This is a genomic window from Flavobacterium hydrophilum, from assembly GCF_003202405.1.
Classification (GTDB): domain Bacteria; phylum Bacteroidota; class Bacteroidia; order Flavobacteriales; family Flavobacteriaceae; genus Flavobacterium; species Flavobacterium hydrophilum.
Map to the genome: position 1 here is coordinate 363205 of NZ_QJHL01000003.1, position 15601 is coordinate 378805.

General features: G+C 32.8%; 18 protein-coding genes. 13 read left to right on the forward strand and 5 right to left on the reverse strand.

Features of this window, described 5'->3' with window-relative positions; translation table 11 throughout:
- Positions 1-3 precede the first annotated feature (3 nt).
- Positions 4-2769, forward strand: a complete 2766-nt coding sequence (locus tag DMB68_RS14595) for a PD-(D/E)XK nuclease family protein (protein ID WP_110347404.1) — start codon at positions 4-6, stop codon at positions 2767-2769.
- A gap of 291 nt (positions 2770-3060) precedes the next feature.
- Positions 3061-3735 carry an ATP-binding cassette domain-containing protein gene (locus DMB68_RS14605; protein WP_110347406.1) on the forward strand — a complete coding sequence of 225 codons (675 nt, stop codon included), beginning with the start codon at positions 3061-3063 and terminating at the stop codon, positions 3733-3735.
- 354 nt (positions 3736-4089) lie between these two features.
- On the opposite strand, the gene DMB68_RS14610 is transcribed toward DMB68_RS14605, so the two are convergent.
- Positions 4090-4869 (reverse strand): alpha/beta fold hydrolase, encoded by a 780-nt coding sequence (locus tag DMB68_RS14610; protein ID WP_110347407.1) that lies wholly within the window; start codon positions 4867-4869, stop codon positions 4090-4092.
- Between the two features lie 167 nt (positions 4870-5036).
- Positions 5037-5840 (reverse strand): TIGR00266 family protein, encoded by an 804-nt coding sequence (locus DMB68_RS14615; RefSeq protein WP_110347408.1) that lies wholly within the window; start codon positions 5838-5840, stop codon positions 5037-5039.
- Between the two features lie 178 nt (positions 5841-6018).
- Between DMB68_RS14615 and DMB68_RS14620 the strand changes: the two genes are divergently transcribed.
- Complete coding sequence (locus tag DMB68_RS14620) at positions 6019-6375, forward strand: hypothetical protein (protein WP_110347409.1); 357 nt, start codon at positions 6019-6021, stop codon at positions 6373-6375.
- Positions 6376-6464: 89 nt separating this feature from the next.
- Positions 6465-6983, forward strand: a complete 519-nt coding sequence (locus DMB68_RS14625) for a ferritin (protein ID WP_110347410.1) — start codon at positions 6465-6467, stop codon at positions 6981-6983.
- 59 nt (positions 6984-7042) lie between these two features.
- Here DMB68_RS14625 and DMB68_RS14630 read toward each other — a convergent pair whose 3' ends face one another.
- The 3 genes from DMB68_RS14630 to DMB68_RS14640 all read right to left on the reverse strand — a co-directional run bounded on the left by DMB68_RS14630 (position 7043) and on the right by DMB68_RS14640 (position 9732).
- Positions 7043-8335 (reverse strand): aminopeptidase P family protein, encoded by a 1293-nt coding sequence (locus DMB68_RS14630; protein ID WP_110347411.1) that lies wholly within the window; start codon positions 8333-8335, stop codon positions 7043-7045.
- Positions 8336-8433: 98 nt separating this feature from the next.
- Complete coding sequence (locus DMB68_RS14635) at positions 8434-8832, reverse strand: hypothetical protein (protein WP_110347412.1); 399 nt, start codon at positions 8830-8832, stop codon at positions 8434-8436.
- A gap of 6 nt (positions 8833-8838) precedes the next feature.
- Complete coding sequence (locus DMB68_RS14640) at positions 8839-9732, reverse strand: hypothetical protein (protein WP_110347413.1); 894 nt, start codon at positions 9730-9732, stop codon at positions 8839-8841.
- A gap of 330 nt (positions 9733-10062) precedes the next feature.
- Between DMB68_RS14640 and DMB68_RS14645 the strand changes: the two genes are divergently transcribed.
- The 9 genes from DMB68_RS14645 to DMB68_RS14685 all read left to right on the forward strand — a co-directional run bounded on the left by DMB68_RS14645 (position 10063) and on the right by DMB68_RS14685 (position 15507).
- A complete protein-coding gene (locus tag DMB68_RS14645; RefSeq protein WP_124019437.1) occupies positions 10063-10695 on the forward strand; it encodes a hypothetical protein in 633 nt (210 codons plus the stop codon).
- Between the two features lie 2 nt (positions 10696-10697).
- Positions 10698-11309, forward strand: a complete 612-nt coding sequence (locus DMB68_RS14650; RefSeq protein WP_110347415.1) for a hypothetical protein — start codon at positions 10698-10700, stop codon at positions 11307-11309.
- 136 nt (positions 11310-11445) lie between these two features.
- Positions 11446-12012 (forward strand): hypothetical protein, encoded by a 567-nt coding sequence (locus tag DMB68_RS14655; protein WP_110347416.1) that lies wholly within the window; start codon positions 11446-11448, stop codon positions 12010-12012.
- A gap of 42 nt (positions 12013-12054) precedes the next feature.
- Positions 12055-12426: a hypothetical protein gene (locus tag DMB68_RS14660; RefSeq protein ID WP_110347417.1), complete on the forward strand. Its 372-nt coding sequence runs from the start codon at positions 12055-12057 to the stop codon at positions 12424-12426.
- Positions 12427-12501: 75 nt separating this feature from the next.
- Positions 12502-12681, forward strand: coding sequence for a hypothetical protein (locus tag DMB68_RS14665; RefSeq protein WP_110347418.1), 180 nt, complete (start codon positions 12502-12504; stop codon positions 12679-12681).
- A 168-nt stretch (positions 12682-12849) separates the two neighbouring features.
- Positions 12850-13584, forward strand: coding sequence for an alpha/beta hydrolase (locus DMB68_RS14670; protein ID WP_110347419.1), 735 nt, complete (start codon positions 12850-12852; stop codon positions 13582-13584).
- Between the two features lie 27 nt (positions 13585-13611).
- Positions 13612-14070 (forward strand): SRPBCC family protein, encoded by a 459-nt coding sequence (locus DMB68_RS14675; RefSeq protein ID WP_110347420.1) that lies wholly within the window; start codon positions 13612-13614, stop codon positions 14068-14070.
- A gap of 52 nt (positions 14071-14122) precedes the next feature.
- A complete protein-coding gene (locus tag DMB68_RS14680) occupies positions 14123-14692 on the forward strand; it encodes a Crp/Fnr family transcriptional regulator (protein WP_031455140.1) in 570 nt (189 codons plus the stop codon).
- 77 nt (positions 14693-14769) lie between these two features.
- On the forward strand, positions 14770-15507 hold the full coding sequence (locus DMB68_RS14685) for an SDR family oxidoreductase (protein WP_110347421.1): 738 nt from the start codon (positions 14770-14772) through the stop codon (positions 15505-15507).
- Positions 15508-15601 lie beyond the last annotated feature (94 nt).

Consider the following 15601-nt stretch of genomic DNA (forward strand, 5'->3'; position numbering starts at 1 on the left):
CCTATGATAAATACTTCTTTTTTAGAAAAAATAGCTGCTACTATTATTCAGGATTATTCTGATAGATTATTTGAAATTACTATTGTGCTTCCTAACAAAAGAGCTAAGGTTTTTTTAATTGAAGCGTTAAGAAAACAAACTAACCAGACGATTCTTTCTCCTAATATTGTTTCTATTGAAGATTTTGTGCAGGAAGTTGCTTCTATTCGTGCTGTCGATTCAATTGAGTTATTATTTGAATTTTATGAAGTTTATCTTTCTGTTACAGAAAAGCAGCATCAGCAATCTTTTGAATTATTTGCGAATTGGGCTAAAACACTTCTTCAGGATTTTAATGAAATTGATCGTTATCTTTTGGAGCCATCACATGTTTTGTCTTATCTCAAAGACATTGAAGACATTAAAAAATGGGGAATTGAAGTTGAAAATAAAACTAAACTCCTTGAGAATTATATTGATTTTTGGAAATTACTGCCAATTTATTATGAAGCCTTATACAGCCACTTACTGAATAAAGGTTTCGGTTACCAGGGATTGATTTATCGTGAAGCAGTAAATAATCTAAATCATTTTTCAAATACGACTTCGAATAATACTTATGTTTTTGCGGGTTTTAATGCTTTAAATGCAGCCGAAGAAAAAATTGTGCAACATCTTTTGGCTCTTGATCAGGCAAAAATTTATTGGGATATTGATCAAACCTTTCTAAATGATCCTTATCACGATGCAGGTCTTTTTATTCGACGGTTTAAAGAAAACTGGAAATACTATAAATCAAATCATTTCGAGTGGATTACGGATGATTTTTCTCAGTCAAAAAACATTCAGGTAATAGGGACTCCAAAAACTATTGGACAGGCAAAACTTTCCGGAAGTTTTATTGAAGATATAATTAGGAATAATCCGGGATCTTCTCTTGATAAAGTGGCTATTGTGCTTGGTGAAGAAAATTTATTGATGCCTGTTTTGTATTCTTTGCCAAATTCTGTTGGTGCACTGAATATTACTATGGGGTATTCCGGCAAAAATAACCCATCCCAAATTTTAATTGCAAAGTTGTTCAAAATGCATACAAATGCTCTTTCCAGAAATGGAGCGAGTTATGTATTTTATTACAAAGATGTGCTTGATATACTGACTCATCCATTGATTGAACCTTTTGCTAAAACAAGTCAATTGGTTAAAATTATAAAAGAAAATAATTATACTTTTATTACCAATACCAGATTAAATGAACTTAATTTAAATCCTTCCGATTTATTTAGTCTGCTATTTCAAAAATGGGAGAATGGCTCTTTGGCAGTGTTAGAAAGTATTTCGTCTCTTTTGCTTTTGATAAAAGAAAATTTTAATAATGATAATGAGGAAGAAAAAATTGCAAAAACTTTTGTGTTCTCCATTTTTAAAGTTGTAAATAAGCTAATTAATTATTATTCTAAGCATACCCATATAGACAATATTCAGACTTTATATGCAATTTATAAACAAGTTATAGATATTGCAGAAGTTTCATTTGAGGGTGAGCCTTTAAACGGTCTGCAAATTATGGGGGTTTTGGAAAGCCGTGTTCTTGACTTTGAGACAGTAATTGTGACCTCTATGAATGAAGGGAAATTTCCGGCTGGAAAATCTCAAAATTCTTTTATTCCGTATGATGTAAAAAAAGAACTGGGTTTGCCAACTTTTAAAGAAAAAGATGCAATATATACCTATCACTTTTATCACCTGCTGCAAAGAGCGAAAAATATTTATTTAATCTATAATACAGAAAATGACGGATTGGATGCTGGAGAACGCAGTCGTTTTATAACTCAATTAGACGTAGAAAAACAATCTAATCATAATTTAACTTTTGATATTTACAATCCGGTTTTGCCTGCAACGGCTTATAAACCAATATCGGTTCCAAAATCAGAGGCAGTAATGGAACGTTTAAAAGAAATAGCTGCGACGGGATTTTCTCCTTCGGCTTTAACAAGTTATATTCGGAATCCGATTGATTTTTATTTTCAAAAAATACTTCGTATCCGTGAAGTCGAGGAAGTCGAAGAAAATATTGCTTTGAATACCTTGGGAACTATTATTCATGGGACATTGGAGACTTTGTATACGCCTTTTATCGGGAAATTTATTTCTGAAGAGGATATTTCTAATTGTTTTGAGTTGTTGGATGATGAAGTTTTAAAGCAATTTAAGTTGGTTTATAAAGAAGGAGAAATTAAGAAAGGCCGCAATCTTCTGGCTTTTGAAGTTGCAAAACGCAATGTTTCTAATTTTTTAAAAATGGAATTGGAAGCGATTAAAAACGGCGATGCAGTTAAAATTATTGCTTTAGAAAAAACTTTAGAGCAAGTGCTTGAAAATTCGAAGCTGCCTTTCCCTGTTCTGATTAAAGGAAATGTAGACAGAATTGAACTACGTAACGGAAAGATAAGAATCATCGATTATAAGACAGGAAAAGTTGAAAAAGCTAATGTTATTCTGAAATCATGGAACGGATTGACTCAGGAGCTTAAAAATGACAAAATTATTCAGGTGCTGGCCTATGCTTTTATGTTTCAAAAAGATGCAGGCGAATTTCCTGTTGAAGTTGGGATTATTTCATTTAAAAATCTAAAATCGGGTTTTTTACCATTCGGATTTAAAGAAGATAAAGAATTGGATATTACTGTTGCCAGAGAAACTTTAAATAATTATCTGGATGAGATTGTGTTGTTGTTAAATGAGATTTTTGATGTTAATATTCCTTTCGAAGAAAAAATAAATTAATATTAGAAAGCTGCTAAATATATTCGAGTTTTTTAAAACCACATTAGGTATTAATTTGGTGGTATGTTCTATTGCTGTTTTGTTAGGTGGCTTTGATTATTTTTTTATAATGTTTTTGAGTTTTGGTTTTTTAATGAGTATTGGTTTCAAAGAGTTTTATCGAAAAAGTGATTATTTGTTTTATTATAATAATGGAATTTCTAAAACTCAGCTCTGGGTATTCAGTTATCTTTTTACTATTTTCATGACCATAGTAATTGGTTTGATAATTTTTTTAATAAAGAAATTATTTTGAAAAAATATATTTTAGAAGTCGACGGAATTCAGAAAAAAATTGCTGAGAGAGTAATACTTTCAGATATATATCTAAAATGCGAAACATCTGAAATTGTTGGTTTGTTAGGGAGAAACGGTTCCGGTAAATCTACTTTGCTGAAAATCATTGTTGGACTTGTACAAGCTCCCAATAAATGTATTCGAATTGATGGAATTTCAAAAAATAAAGCAATCTATTTGTTTAATGAAATTAGTTATTTACATCAGGATCAGTTTATTCCAAATTATTTATCTGTTGAAAAAGCTATTTCGTTGTCAATTGATGCTAAGGAAATTGAAAGTTTTTGTGAGGATGTATTCATTACATCTGTTTTAAAGAAAAAGGTAAAAGACTTGTCAGGTGGGGAACTTCGTTATTTAGAAATCAAAATAGTGCTTTACAATTCTTCAAAATTTGTTTTGTTAGATGAGCCTTATAACGGATTGTCGCCAATTATGATTGATGTTGTGAATGAATTGATAAAAGCAAATTCAAAGAAAAAGGGAATAATTATTACAGATCATAATTATCAAAATGTAATCAAAATTTCTACCAGATTAGTTTTGGTAAAAAATGGTAAAGTGCATAATATCGATAAAAAGGAAGATCTTGTTGAGTGTGGATATTTGTCAGCAATTGCACTTTTTTAATTCATTTGCTTCTGAAATGCCATAATTCTCAAATTAATAATTTAACATTGTTAGTTTATCTGATTGTTTTTTAATGAGATATGAATTATTTATTAAGATTTTTTGTGCAGTTTATTTTAAAAATAAAGAATCGATGTGTTATCAACAAAAGTGATGTAGAAACTTATTTTTGGGTTATTTTTTAACAGTCATTCATTGAAAAGTTATATTTATTCAAATACCTTTGTCGCGTCTAAAAAAATACTATTTTTAGAAACCTGACACAAAATGTCAGAATTAAAACGACTAAGATTTTGCCCCCGATAATGAAGAAAGGCCGTTTCACATTGATGAGCGGTCTTTTTTTTACGATTTTTAATTACTGAAAAAATCCAGCAGAACTTTTTTTAATTCCTCCTTATTCTCAATTTGACTCATATGCCCATCTTCAAAAGAAACGAGTTTTGCAGTTGTATTTTCAATTTGAGATATATTTTCATCATAATTTAGAACAGGATCTTTTTTTCCTAAAATCAACAAAACCGGAAAAAGATTTTGTTTCAAAAGACTTTCCCTGTCTTTTCTGATTTTCATTCCTTCCAGCGAAGCTACAATTCCCTGTAGAGGTGTTTTTAATGCCTGCTCTTTTACTTTTTCAATTTCATCTGTTAATCGGGTTCTGTTTTCTTCGCTGAACAAATTAGCGATAGACATGCTCACAAATGTTAAATAGTTTTGTTTTACTGTTTTGATGGCACGCGCTCTGTTTAATTTTTTTTCTGCACTGTCTTCTTTGGATGTGGAGTTCAGTAACACTAATTTATCAATTTTATCAGGATACGATTCGGCGAAAGCCAGACCAACATATCCGCCCATCGAATGCCCGACAATAATGGCTTTTTGAATATTTAAATGCTCTAAAATTCCGTTTACCACATTTGCATTCTCTTCCATCGAATGTACATATCCCAGACATTCGGACTCGCCGTGACCTAATAAATCGATTGTGATTACGCGATGAGTTTGAGAGAATATAGTAGCATAATCTTTCCACATTTTTTTGTTTTCGAGAAAACCGTGAAGTAGAACAATTGGAGTTCCTTCGCCTGAATCAGTATAGGATATTTTGGTTTTTTTGTATAGAAGAGTTTTCAAAATGGAGTTTTATAGTATGAAGAGCAAAGATAATAAACGATCAACCATATAAGAAATTTAAGTTTAATGGATGCAATTGGATGTACTATGTTGTAATTTTTTCTTATAGCAATTGTGATTTAGGCATAAATAAAAATGGTTTCATTTCTAAAAGTCATTTTTATAAATTAAAATCGGTTATCACCATCCAGAAGATTTCCTAATCCGCCAAGCAGGCTTCCTTCATCACGGCTGTTTCCGCCGGATCTTGGAGCTGATGCAATAATGCGGTCGGCTAATCTGGAAAATGGTAATGATTGTATATAAACCGTTCCGGGACCTTTCAAAGTAGCATAAAATAAGCCTTCGCCTCCAAAAATGGAATTCTTGATTCCGCCAATAAATTCAATATCGTAATTTACATCTTTGGTAAAACCAATAATACATCCGGTATCTACTTTTAGGACTTCTCCGTGCGCCAAAACTTTTTTAGCCATTGTTCCTCCCGAATGTACGAATGCCATACCATCACCTTCAATTTTCTGCATGATAAAACCTTCACCGCCAAACAAGCCACGACCTAGTTTTTGAGAGAATTCTATCCCAACAGAAACACCTTTGGCAGCGCATAAAAAAGAACTTTTTTGACAGATAAATTTACCCTGAAATTGAGTTAAATCAATCGGAAGAATTTTTCCGGGATAGGGTGAAGCAAATGAAACTTTGCTTTTGGTATTACCCTGATTTAAAAATGCCGTCATAAACAAGCTTTCGCCGGTAAGAACTCTTTTTCCTGCATTTAAAAGCTGTCCAAACAAACCTGATCCCTGTTGTTGAGAGCCGTCACCAAATATGGTTTCCATTTTGATATTATCTTCCATCATCATAAAGCTGCCGGCTTCGGCAATGACGATTTCCCGTGGATCCAGTTCTATTTCAACATACTGCATTTCTTCTCCAAAAATCTGATAATCTATTTCGTGTGCCTGCATAATTTCTAATTGTTTAGTTTCAAAAATAAGTCTAATGATGCTTTAAAATGTTACAGTTTTCTCTGTTCTTAGGATATTTTAAAAACATTAACAGCTTTTGTTATTTTAAATTAGTCTTAATTACGTGTTTATTTGATGTAAATTATATATTTTTGCACCGTTATAAATTTATATCAGAATGGCATTAGTTAGTGATTTGACCACCAAAGTATTATTTGAAACCGAAAAAGGATACAGTTATCAGTGTGATTTGACTAATAGTATCATCATTAATTTTATTGATACAGTATCGAGTTATAAAATTCATGATTTTTTGATTTTCCAAAGAAAGGTCAATAGTGTCGATATTTTAGATATGCTTTATGATTTATCTGATCATGCTGATGCGCAGCTGATTGAAACTACTAAAAGAAACTTTTCCAGAAATCTTACCATCTGCGAAATAGTACAGCTTCGTGAATTACTAAACGGAACTAAATTTACGCTGAATTTACATTCGATGCTTTGTAATATCGGAAACGTAGCGCTTATTTAGATTCTTACTTAGATTAAATCCAAATTTTCAGACATTTAGGGCTGTCTTCTTTAATTTTAGTAATTTTACAGTTCTAAAAATTAAAGGTTATGAAAGATTTACTAAGAACAAGCACGTCATTAACTGAAGGCGTAGAAAATATATTGAATTTACAGGCAAAATTAGAAAGCGACGCTTCTAACAAATATTTAGCTATGGCTGCATGGCTGGATAGAAATGGTTATGCAAATACAGCATCTTATTTGTATAAGCAGGCGGAAGAAGAAAGAGAGCATTTTCTGAAAATTTTCAAATTCATTACAGATATGGGAGGGATTGCAGTAACGCCATCTGTTCCGGAAGTGCAGCAGGAATTTGCTTCTTTGAGAGAAGTATTTGAAATTGCGTTGCAAAATGAAATTGCAGTTACTCAGGCAATCAATAAAGTAATTGCAAAATGCAGAGTTGAAAATGACTATGCTACAGAAGATTTTATGATGTGGTATGTGGCTGAGCAGAGAGAAGAAGAGAAAAACGCAAGAAGAGCTTTAGAGCTTTTTGAACTAATCAACGAAAACGCAGCTGACGGCAAATTTCAATTGGATGTGCAAATAGCAAAAATCGGATAATAACCGGTTTATAAAATTTAAAAGCCCTTAATATGTAAAGTATTAAGGGCTTTATTTATTTATGAATTCATCAACGTTTCGATTTCGTCAACTTCAACAGGAATATTACGCATCAGGTTAAAAGGTTCTCCTTTTTCCTGAACTACAACATTGTCCTCCAGACGAATTCCGAATTTTTCTGCGGGAATGTAGATTCCAGGTTCAACTGTGAAAACCATATTGGCTTTCATTGGTTCGTGAAGCAATCCGTAATCGTGCGTGTCAAGTCCCATGTGGTGAGAAGTTCCGTGCATGAAATATTTTTTGTATGCCGGCCAGTCAGGGTTTTCGTTCTGAACATCGGCTTTGTCAATCAAGCCTAAACCTAATAATTCAGAAGTCATGATTTTACCCACTTCAACATGATATTGTTTCCAAAGCGTTCCCGGTGTAAGCATTTTTGTAGCTTCCTTTTTTACTCTCAAAACAGCATTGTAAACCGCTTTCTGACGATCAGAAAAACGTCCCGAAACCGGAATCGTTCTGGTCATGTCGCTGGAGTAATTCGCATATTCTGCAGCAACATCCAGTAAAATCAAATCGCCGGCCTTACATTGCTGGTTGTTTTCGATATAATGTAAAACGTTCGCATTATTTCCCGAAGCAATAATTGGCGTATAAGCAAAACCTTTTGAGCGGTTACGAATGAATTCGTGCGCCAGTTCGGCTTCGATTTCGTATTCGGTAACATTTGGTTTTACGAATGATAACAATCTACGGAAACCTTTCTCGGTAATATCACAGGCATGCTGAATCAAATCGATTTCTTCGCTTTCTTTTACAGAACGAATGCGCTGTAAAATCGGGTTGCTTTTCGCCACATTATGTGCCGGATATTTTTCTTTCCACCATTTTACAAAACGGGCTTCGCGTGTTTCAGTTTCAACAGCAGCTCGGTAATGCTCGTTGGTATTGATGTACATCGTATCAGCATACGTCATCATTTCGTTCAAAATTTTATGAAAATCCTGCAGCCAGTAAACCGTTCTGATTCCCGAAACCTGAAAAGCACGTTCTTTGGTCAGTTTTTCGCCTTCCCAAATCGCGATATGTTCGCTGGTTTCTTTCAGGAAAAGCATTTCTTTCTGGTTTTCATAAGGTGCATCCGGAAACAAAAGCAAAATACTTTCTTCCTGATCTACACCGCTCAGGTAAAAAATATCCCTGTGCTGGGCAAACGGCAAAGTACTGTCGGCACTAATTGGGTAAATGTCGTTTGAATTGAAAACAGCAACGCTGTTCGGTTTCATAGCTTCCGTAAATTTTCTGCGGTTTTTTACAAAAAGATTGCTATTTATTTGATGATATTTCATAATAACTTGTTTTTTGAACTTCGATTTTCAAAATTACATATTTTAACCCATCAACGTAAAATTGATTTCTTAAAATTTTATTATTTGTTTGGGGATTTTTATTTGACACTAAATACTCCCGCAATAGTTATATGAGTTATAAAAAACACTAAAAAAGGAGTGCTAAGTTCCAGCCAGTATGCTGTAAAAGAAAACTGTTGAAAATGATCTACAATCTCGATATCATTGAAAATGCAATACAAAACAGAAGCAATACAGCAAAATGAAAAAGGAACAGAGAAACGGCATACAAAGTTTGGAGCAATAACTTTTACCTGTTCCAGAAAAATGAGTAAAAAGCAATAGACAAACGTACCAATAAACGTAATTGGAACTCCAATGATTATTCCCATTGTCTGATTGAAAGACTCGCTTACTGATGAGGCGATTATGAAAAAGGTAAGGGTAGCTGCCGTGGCGCAAAACAAACTTTTCAGTACCGGATTTTGAACTTTCATAATCAATTACTTTTTTGGTTTAATGATGAAATTAGTACCTTCTATTATACAGAATTCAGGATTTATAGGCGAACAGTAATAAACCAAATCTGACCGGTCACTCCAAACTTCGCGTTTTATTTTCAAAGTATCATTTTTTACAATCAGATTGTAATAGGCGTCCACTTGCAATAAATTATCTCCATGCTGGCTTAACTTGTGAGTGTAAACAGGGATAATTTTTTTTTGTTCCTCATTTTGTTCTTCGGGTTCCGGGTAAACATAGATTTTTTTGCCATAAAGAGCATACCATTTTTGGTCTATCAAAAAAATAGCTTTATCAAAAAACTCTTCCGTGTCTCCATTGTGTTTTGTAAAAACAGATTTAAAAAAATAAACAGAATTCGCTTTTTTCGTCAATCGTTCAAACTCCTCAAATGTGCGATCAGCATCCCAGTCTGCTTTTGGATTTAATTCGGTGTATTTATGGCGGGTGCTGTCATTGTCAATAATCCACGAGATGTAATTGTCTTCAGAAATTAAATATTTTTTACGGACTTTATAGTAATCAGAACTATTTACAATCAGGCTGTCAATTAGTTTTCCCTGAATGTTGAATTTATAATACAATCTAAGCGGATCGCGATCATAAGAAAAACCATTTTTATTAGACTGTATAACTACCGTTTCAGACATTGGCGAAAAGTAGAAATTGGTGAGGTTTAACAGGTCGTCCGGTAATTTTATAATCTCAAAGTGGTTTGATGCAGGCTTGTTTTCAAGGTTTTTATAAGTCAGGTATTCTTTTGGCAAGTCTGGCTGCGTGATAAAATTTCTAAAAAAATAACCATACAAAATGTAACATACTGTCAGCAACAATGAAATGCACACAAAATACAGGTTTTTTCTATAAAGGGTCATAGATATAATAGCTATTAATTTAAATCCAAATCTAAAACCTTTTTTGGATTATAAGGTTGTTTTTGTAGATAAAGAATTACAAATGTAGTGGACATATAATTTGATTGAAGAATACTTTTATCTTTTTGGGCGTGTCCCAAGGGCCGGGCTTTCGGCTTTATTCCCGATTAACAAAAACTACGGTTAAAAAACCTTGTTTTTCTAAATCGGGAGATACCGCCTCTATCCCTCACGCGGGTTTTAATTTCATGAGAAAATTTATTGTTTACAATTGCAAATGTATTTAACAATGTGATTTTGTATATTGTCATGATTTTGATTTTATTAAAAATGAAAGAACTGCTAATTGAAAGTAAAGGAATAAGAACCGACCAATATTTTATACCGCCTTTTGAACTTCGAGAGGGTGAATTGGTTATTATTTTCATGGAAAATAGTAGTTGTTTTGAGGATATAAAATCGCAATTGGTCACTATTTTTGCAGGGACAAAGAAACATGAAAATGTAAACGTAATAAAGCCGTTGACTTTTGCAAAACCCATTAAAGAATCAATACTAAAGGGAATATTTAATCCAATAAGTGTGGGCAGGTATTTAAAAAGAAATGCTGACCCAAGGAATTCAGTAGTATCGAGAATTTTTGAAATAGACGCTTTTACTAAAAAAGACAAAATAAAAAATCTTGATACCAGTGAGAGAAAACGACTTTCGTTATGTGCAGTTTTTTCAAAAACAAAAAATGTATCATTTGATCTGAGAGGAGAAGGAGCTGCATATTTTGCTAAAACATATGAATTTGTTAAAGATGAAATTAAAGAAGAAGGTGCGGCCATTTTAATTGACTGGACTGATGACCTGAAAAATGACTGTTCGAAATTTATAACAATAGAATGGACAGTAGATTTAGAAGGATTAAAAAAAATATTCGACGGAAGTGTCGAACTTTCGAAAATGTGTGAATAATTATGAACACCGAAAATATTAAAATACTAAGAACCAAAATTTTAATTCCTTTAGATAAAGCGATACAGCTTCTTAAAAAGAATAAGGAAGATGTTGCACTTTCGGAAATGGATTTTCATAAAGAGAATATCATCGAAATTTGTCAGAAGACGGAATGCGATGAAGAAACAGCAAGAAAAGAATATCAAATCTGTAATTTCGATGTAATTAAAACCATTGAAAGAATTAATCAGAAGCCAGTTGTAATTTCAACAGGAAATAATCCGGATTCAAAAATAGGATTCATTTTATGGCCTCAAAATGAAGAAGGAGAATTTTATAAAACAAATAAAAGAAATGACGTTTTTATTGCAATAGATGATTTTGATATTGTTATAGATGTATTTCAGTCTGTTTTTCCAATAAAAAATCCGTGGGACAAGACAATCGAAATTGAGTTTGACAAAATTGGACATAACTTTTTTGATAATAAAACCTGCAGATTAATTGTAGAAAAAATAAATGATTTGAAAACTGATGATGAAAAAGAAAAAGTATTTCTACTAAAATTAATAAACTGGGTAAACGATAAATTAGGTTATGCGGATTATATTGTGGTGTATGGTAATTTATAAATGGAACATATATAAAACAGATAACCCGATTGCGGATTTGCAATCCGTGCCCACAAGTATGTAAACTAAAAGCAATAAAAATCAAAACCTGTAACAAACTCCAAACCCACAAGTCTTTTACAACAAACCAAAATTTATGAAACCAAAAACCATCTGCTTAATCGGACTGTTCTTTTTTGTTCTGAGTTACATTATGTTTTCAAACAGTGCTGCTTTCGAGTATTTCAAAAAACCGGTCGATTTTGCACATTGGTTTAATTTAATTGGAGCTTGTTTGCTATTGTCATTCAATAATGTGTTTCCAAAAAACAGATTAAATTCGGTTGCTTCTGTCATCACGGTCTTTGGAGTTGTGGCACATGTAGGATTGTGTACAATCGATTTTATCATGTGGAGTTATGGTGACAACGAAGGGGCAAAAACTGCTTTGAGCGAACATTTAAGCAATACGCCGTCTATTTTGTTTCCGTTTGTTGTTGTGGGGCCATCGTTGCTTTTTGTAGGGTTGGCGGTACATGCTGCAAATTTTATCAAAACGCATGCAATAAGTGCTTTGATGGTAATTGTTGGAGCTCCTTTGGTAGGCATTTCATTTTTTATATTAAAAAACGGAATTTTAATGTTGCTCAGCTGCCTAATTTTTTCTTTGGGATTGGTCTTGCTTCTTCACAGAAAAGAAAACAGAGAAGCGGTAATTATTTAAAAATTAATTTACTTTTGCTGTATTGTTTTAAAGTACACAGATTTGAAAAACCATTTAAAATACCTGATTTCCCTGTTTCTGGCTTTGGCCGTGATGACAGGCGACGGTATTTTGTGTTCTCAGTCTAATGCTCCGGACTATTATCAGTCTTCTTATGTCACTTCAGGAAAAGAAATTGACTTAAAGAATATTCGGTTATACGTTTTCAATCGTGGAAAAACATTCGGCAAAACTTTATTTCCAATACTTTTAAGTTGCCTTGAGTTTAAAGAAGTTTTCAGTCTTCAGACTAAGGTTCTTTTGCAGGTTTGCAACAATCTTCATCAAAACATAATTTCATTTATAAAGCAGTCTGTTTTTATAAACGAACATAGTATTTCAACCGACTTCAGAAAAAGTTTATACAACGCTTAAGGAATTTCTTCCTTAGCAATTATGCTATTCAAAGCATAAGATGATTCATAATGTCTAATCATTTATCATTTTAAAATGTATAAACACAATCATAAAAAAGGTTTAGCATCATCTAAACCGCTTTTTCATTGGCTCAAAAGAAAAATTATCGTAATCCTGACAGCCTTCATGTTAGGAATGGTAAACGGAATGCATACCGAAGATGCCAGAATTAAAAGCAATCAAAATTATACCGAACAGCATAAAAAAGATTGATTTTTATAATTAGAAAATTAGTCAATGAGGAAATTAGAAAATTTTTTAAAATAGAGCTAACAAAAAACCGAAGACATTGAGCTTCGGTTTTTTTATGGAGTTATTCAGAGAAATGCTAAATTTGAATGTTTGCATTTAGATTTATAACTCAATAAATATCAATCGAATATGGCAGAAAAAAGATGGAAGTTAAAAAGGATTTTAAAAACAATCTGGATTACAACAGGTGTATTGTTTACAATCTGGCTGTTTTATTCTTATGAATCGGATGGTGTGGACAAGTCTTTTTTGCAAAGCAATGATTTGGTAAATGTAGAAGATGCTTCTGATTATTATTTATTTACGCCTAAAAAAGAATTCAAAAACGTTGTAATTTTTTATCCCGGAGCAATGGTAGAAACAGAAGCTTATGTTCCGCTTTGTCGAAAATTGGCTAATCAAAACATGAAGATTTATTTGATAAAAATGCCATGGCGTCTCGCTTCAAAAGGGTATAACAAACCGAAAGACTTACATCTTTTTGACGATACTTCTAAAACCTATATTCTGGCAGGACATTCGCAGGGCGGAAAAATGGCAGCGCAGTTTGTATATGAAAATCCCAAACTAATTGACAAACTAATCTTGATCGGAACTTCACATCCAAGAGATATTTCTCTGGCAAGTGCTGAAATCCCAATCTTAAAAATTTACGGTTCAAAAGACGGTGTGGCAGATGAAGGATCTATTTTGAAAAACAAATCGAAATTGCCTGAAACTACAAAATTTCTAAAGATAGAAGGAGCAAACCATTGTCAGTTTGGGTATTATGGGTTTCAGTTAGGAGATGACAAAGCGACAATTAGCAGAGAGCAACAGCAAAAAGAAACTTTAAACACAATGGTTTCATTTATAAATGAATGATTTTGTGTTTCATTAAATAATAAAAATATGGCGTCAGAAAATATTTCAGCAAAACCGGAAAACGAAATCGTATCCACAAGAATTATAAACTTTCCAAAAGAACTTGTTTATTCGGCATGGACAGAACCAAAACATTTAAAAAACTGGTGGGGGCCAAAAGGCTTTACCAATACGTTTAATGAATTTGATTTGCGTCCCGGCGGAAAATGGAGTTTTATTATGCACGGACCTGATAAAGGTAATTATGCCAATGAATGTGAATTTCTAAAAGTAGAGAAACCTGATTTTTTGAGCTGGAAACGATTTTCAAAACCGCTTTTTCAGGTGGCAGTATCATTTGAAAAGGTTTCAGATAATCAAACTAAAATTGTTTTTAAAATGATTTTTGACACGCCTGAAGAATGCAACAAATTAAAACCATATGTAGTCGATAAAAATGAAGAGAATTTTGATAAACTGGAAACTGAATTATCCAAAATGATCTGATTTTTTGCCAAATGACAAATCATGGAAAAACAACTTTGATTAACTTGCCATTATGAAAGCATTTATAGACTACATTTTGCAGTTTGGTGATTTAAACCAACAGCAAATTGACTTAATTACAAAAAAAGCGAAAATATTGGAACTTCCAAAAGAGGAGTATTTTTCGGAAGCGGGAAAAATTGCACAGCAGGTTGGCTTTGTTCTGGAAGGTGTTATTCGGGTTTGTTACTACAATAACAAAGGCGAAGAAATCACCAAATATTTTATTGACGAAAACAATCTGGTGGTTGATTTGGAGAGTTTTAACAATGATATTTGCTCAAACGCTTATGTGCAGGCGGTTACGGATTGCAAACTTTTGGTTTTTTCTAAAAAAGACTGGAAAGAACTGTTGGATATTATTATTCCGTGGCAGGCGATTGTAAATAAAATTGTTTCAAGAGTTTTAATACAAAAAGTAGAAAGAAGAAGTCCGCTGGTTTCAGAAGATGCTACGACGCGTTATTTGATGTTTCTAAAAATTTATCCGAACGTTGTCAATCGTGTTCCGCTTTCTTATATCGCTTCGTATTTAGGTATCACACAATCTTCTTTAAGCAGAATTAGAAAAAACATTCGATAATTGCTTTTTGCCAAATGACAAATGATTTCATTTTTAAACGAATCACCTTTGTAGGGTTAATTTAAAACAGTAAAAAAATGAAATCAGTATTAATAACAGGAGCTAATAGAAGTATTGGTTTAGAAACAGTAAAGCAGCTTTCAAAAAAAGGATTATTTGTTTATTTAGGAAGCCGTGATTTAGAAAAAGGAAATGAAGTTGCAGACGAGTTAAAAAAGAATGGATATGAAAACATCAAAGCCATTGAAATTGATGTTACCAATTCTAATTCAATTTTAGCAGCGAAGAAAATTATTGAAAGCGAGCAGGGAAAATTGGATATTTTGATCAATAACGCCGGAATATTGGGGACAAATCCGCAACTGGCATCTGACACATCGATTGAAGAAATTCAAAAAGTATTCGATACCAATTTCTTTGGTGTAATAAACGTTACTCAGGCATTTTTAGAATTGCTTAAAAAATCCGAAAGCCCAAGAATCAGCAATATTACTTCGGGTCTTGCTTCTTTAACTTTGCACAGCGATCCGGACTGGAAATATTATGGAATCAAAACAGCAAGTTACGGAACATCAAAAGCGGCCTTGAATGCCTATACCATTGCACTTGCTCATGAGTTAAAAGATTCGCCTTTTAAGATGAATGCAATTGATCCGGGATATACGGCAACAGATTTCAATCATCATAGCGGACCATTAACAGTCGAAAGTGCGGCATCTTTTATTGTAAAACATACTTTAACAGATGAAAATGCTCCAACCGGGAAATTTTTCAGCAACGATATTGAAGATGAAACTGAAGAAAGTCCGTGGTAAGAAAATTTTTCAATCCTAACAGTGAAGTTTGAAAAACAAAAAACCGAAGCAGAGAATTTTTTCTGCTTCGGTTTTTTTTGGAATTTTTATATTG

What these genes read in the sequence shown, in the direction of transcription:
- DMB68_RS14675 (WP_110347420.1), top strand. Translation starts at nt 13,612, where the DNA reads ATGGCGTCAGAAAATATTTCAGCAAAACCGGAAAACGAAATCGTATCC.
- DMB68_RS14635 (WP_110347412.1), bottom strand. Translation starts at nt 8,832, where the DNA reads ATGAAAGTTCAAAATCCGGTACTGAAAAGTTTGTTTTGCGCCACGGCA.
- DMB68_RS14650 (WP_110347415.1), top strand. Translation starts at nt 10,698, where the DNA reads ATGAACACCGAAAATATTAAAATACTAAGAACCAAAATTTTAATTCCT.
- DMB68_RS14655 (WP_110347416.1), top strand. Translation starts at nt 11,446, where the DNA reads ATGAAACCAAAAACCATCTGCTTAATCGGACTGTTCTTTTTTGTTCTG.
- DMB68_RS14670 (WP_110347419.1), top strand. Translation starts at nt 12,850, where the DNA reads ATGGCAGAAAAAAGATGGAAGTTAAAAAGGATTTTAAAAACAATCTGG.
- DMB68_RS14685 (WP_110347421.1), top strand. Translation starts at nt 14,770, where the DNA reads ATGAAATCAGTATTAATAACAGGAGCTAATAGAAGTATTGGTTTAGAA.
- DMB68_RS14630 (WP_110347411.1), bottom strand. Translation starts at nt 8,335, where the DNA reads ATGAAATATCATCAAATAAATAGCAATCTTTTTGTAAAAAACCGCAGA.
- DMB68_RS14615 (WP_110347408.1), bottom strand. Translation starts at nt 5,840, where the DNA reads ATGCAGGCACACGAAATAGATTATCAGATTTTTGGAGAAGAAATGCAG.
- DMB68_RS14665 (WP_110347418.1), top strand. Translation starts at nt 12,502, where the DNA reads ATGTATAAACACAATCATAAAAAAGGTTTAGCATCATCTAAACCGCTT.
- DMB68_RS14625 (WP_110347410.1), top strand. Translation starts at nt 6,465, where the DNA reads ATGAAAGATTTACTAAGAACAAGCACGTCATTAACTGAAGGCGTAGAA.
- DMB68_RS14680 (WP_031455140.1), top strand. Translation starts at nt 14,123, where the DNA reads ATGAAAGCATTTATAGACTACATTTTGCAGTTTGGTGATTTAAACCAA.
- DMB68_RS14595 (WP_110347404.1), top strand. Translation starts at nt 4, where the DNA reads ATGATAAATACTTCTTTTTTAGAAAAAATAGCTGCTACTATTATTCAG.
- DMB68_RS14620 (WP_110347409.1), top strand. Translation starts at nt 6,019, where the DNA reads ATGGCATTAGTTAGTGATTTGACCACCAAAGTATTATTTGAAACCGAA.
- DMB68_RS14645 (WP_124019437.1), top strand. Translation starts at nt 10,063, where the DNA reads ATGAAAGAACTGCTAATTGAAAGTAAAGGAATAAGAACCGACCAATAT.
- DMB68_RS14640 (WP_110347413.1), bottom strand. Translation starts at nt 9,732, where the DNA reads ATGACCCTTTATAGAAAAAACCTGTATTTTGTGTGCATTTCATTGTTG.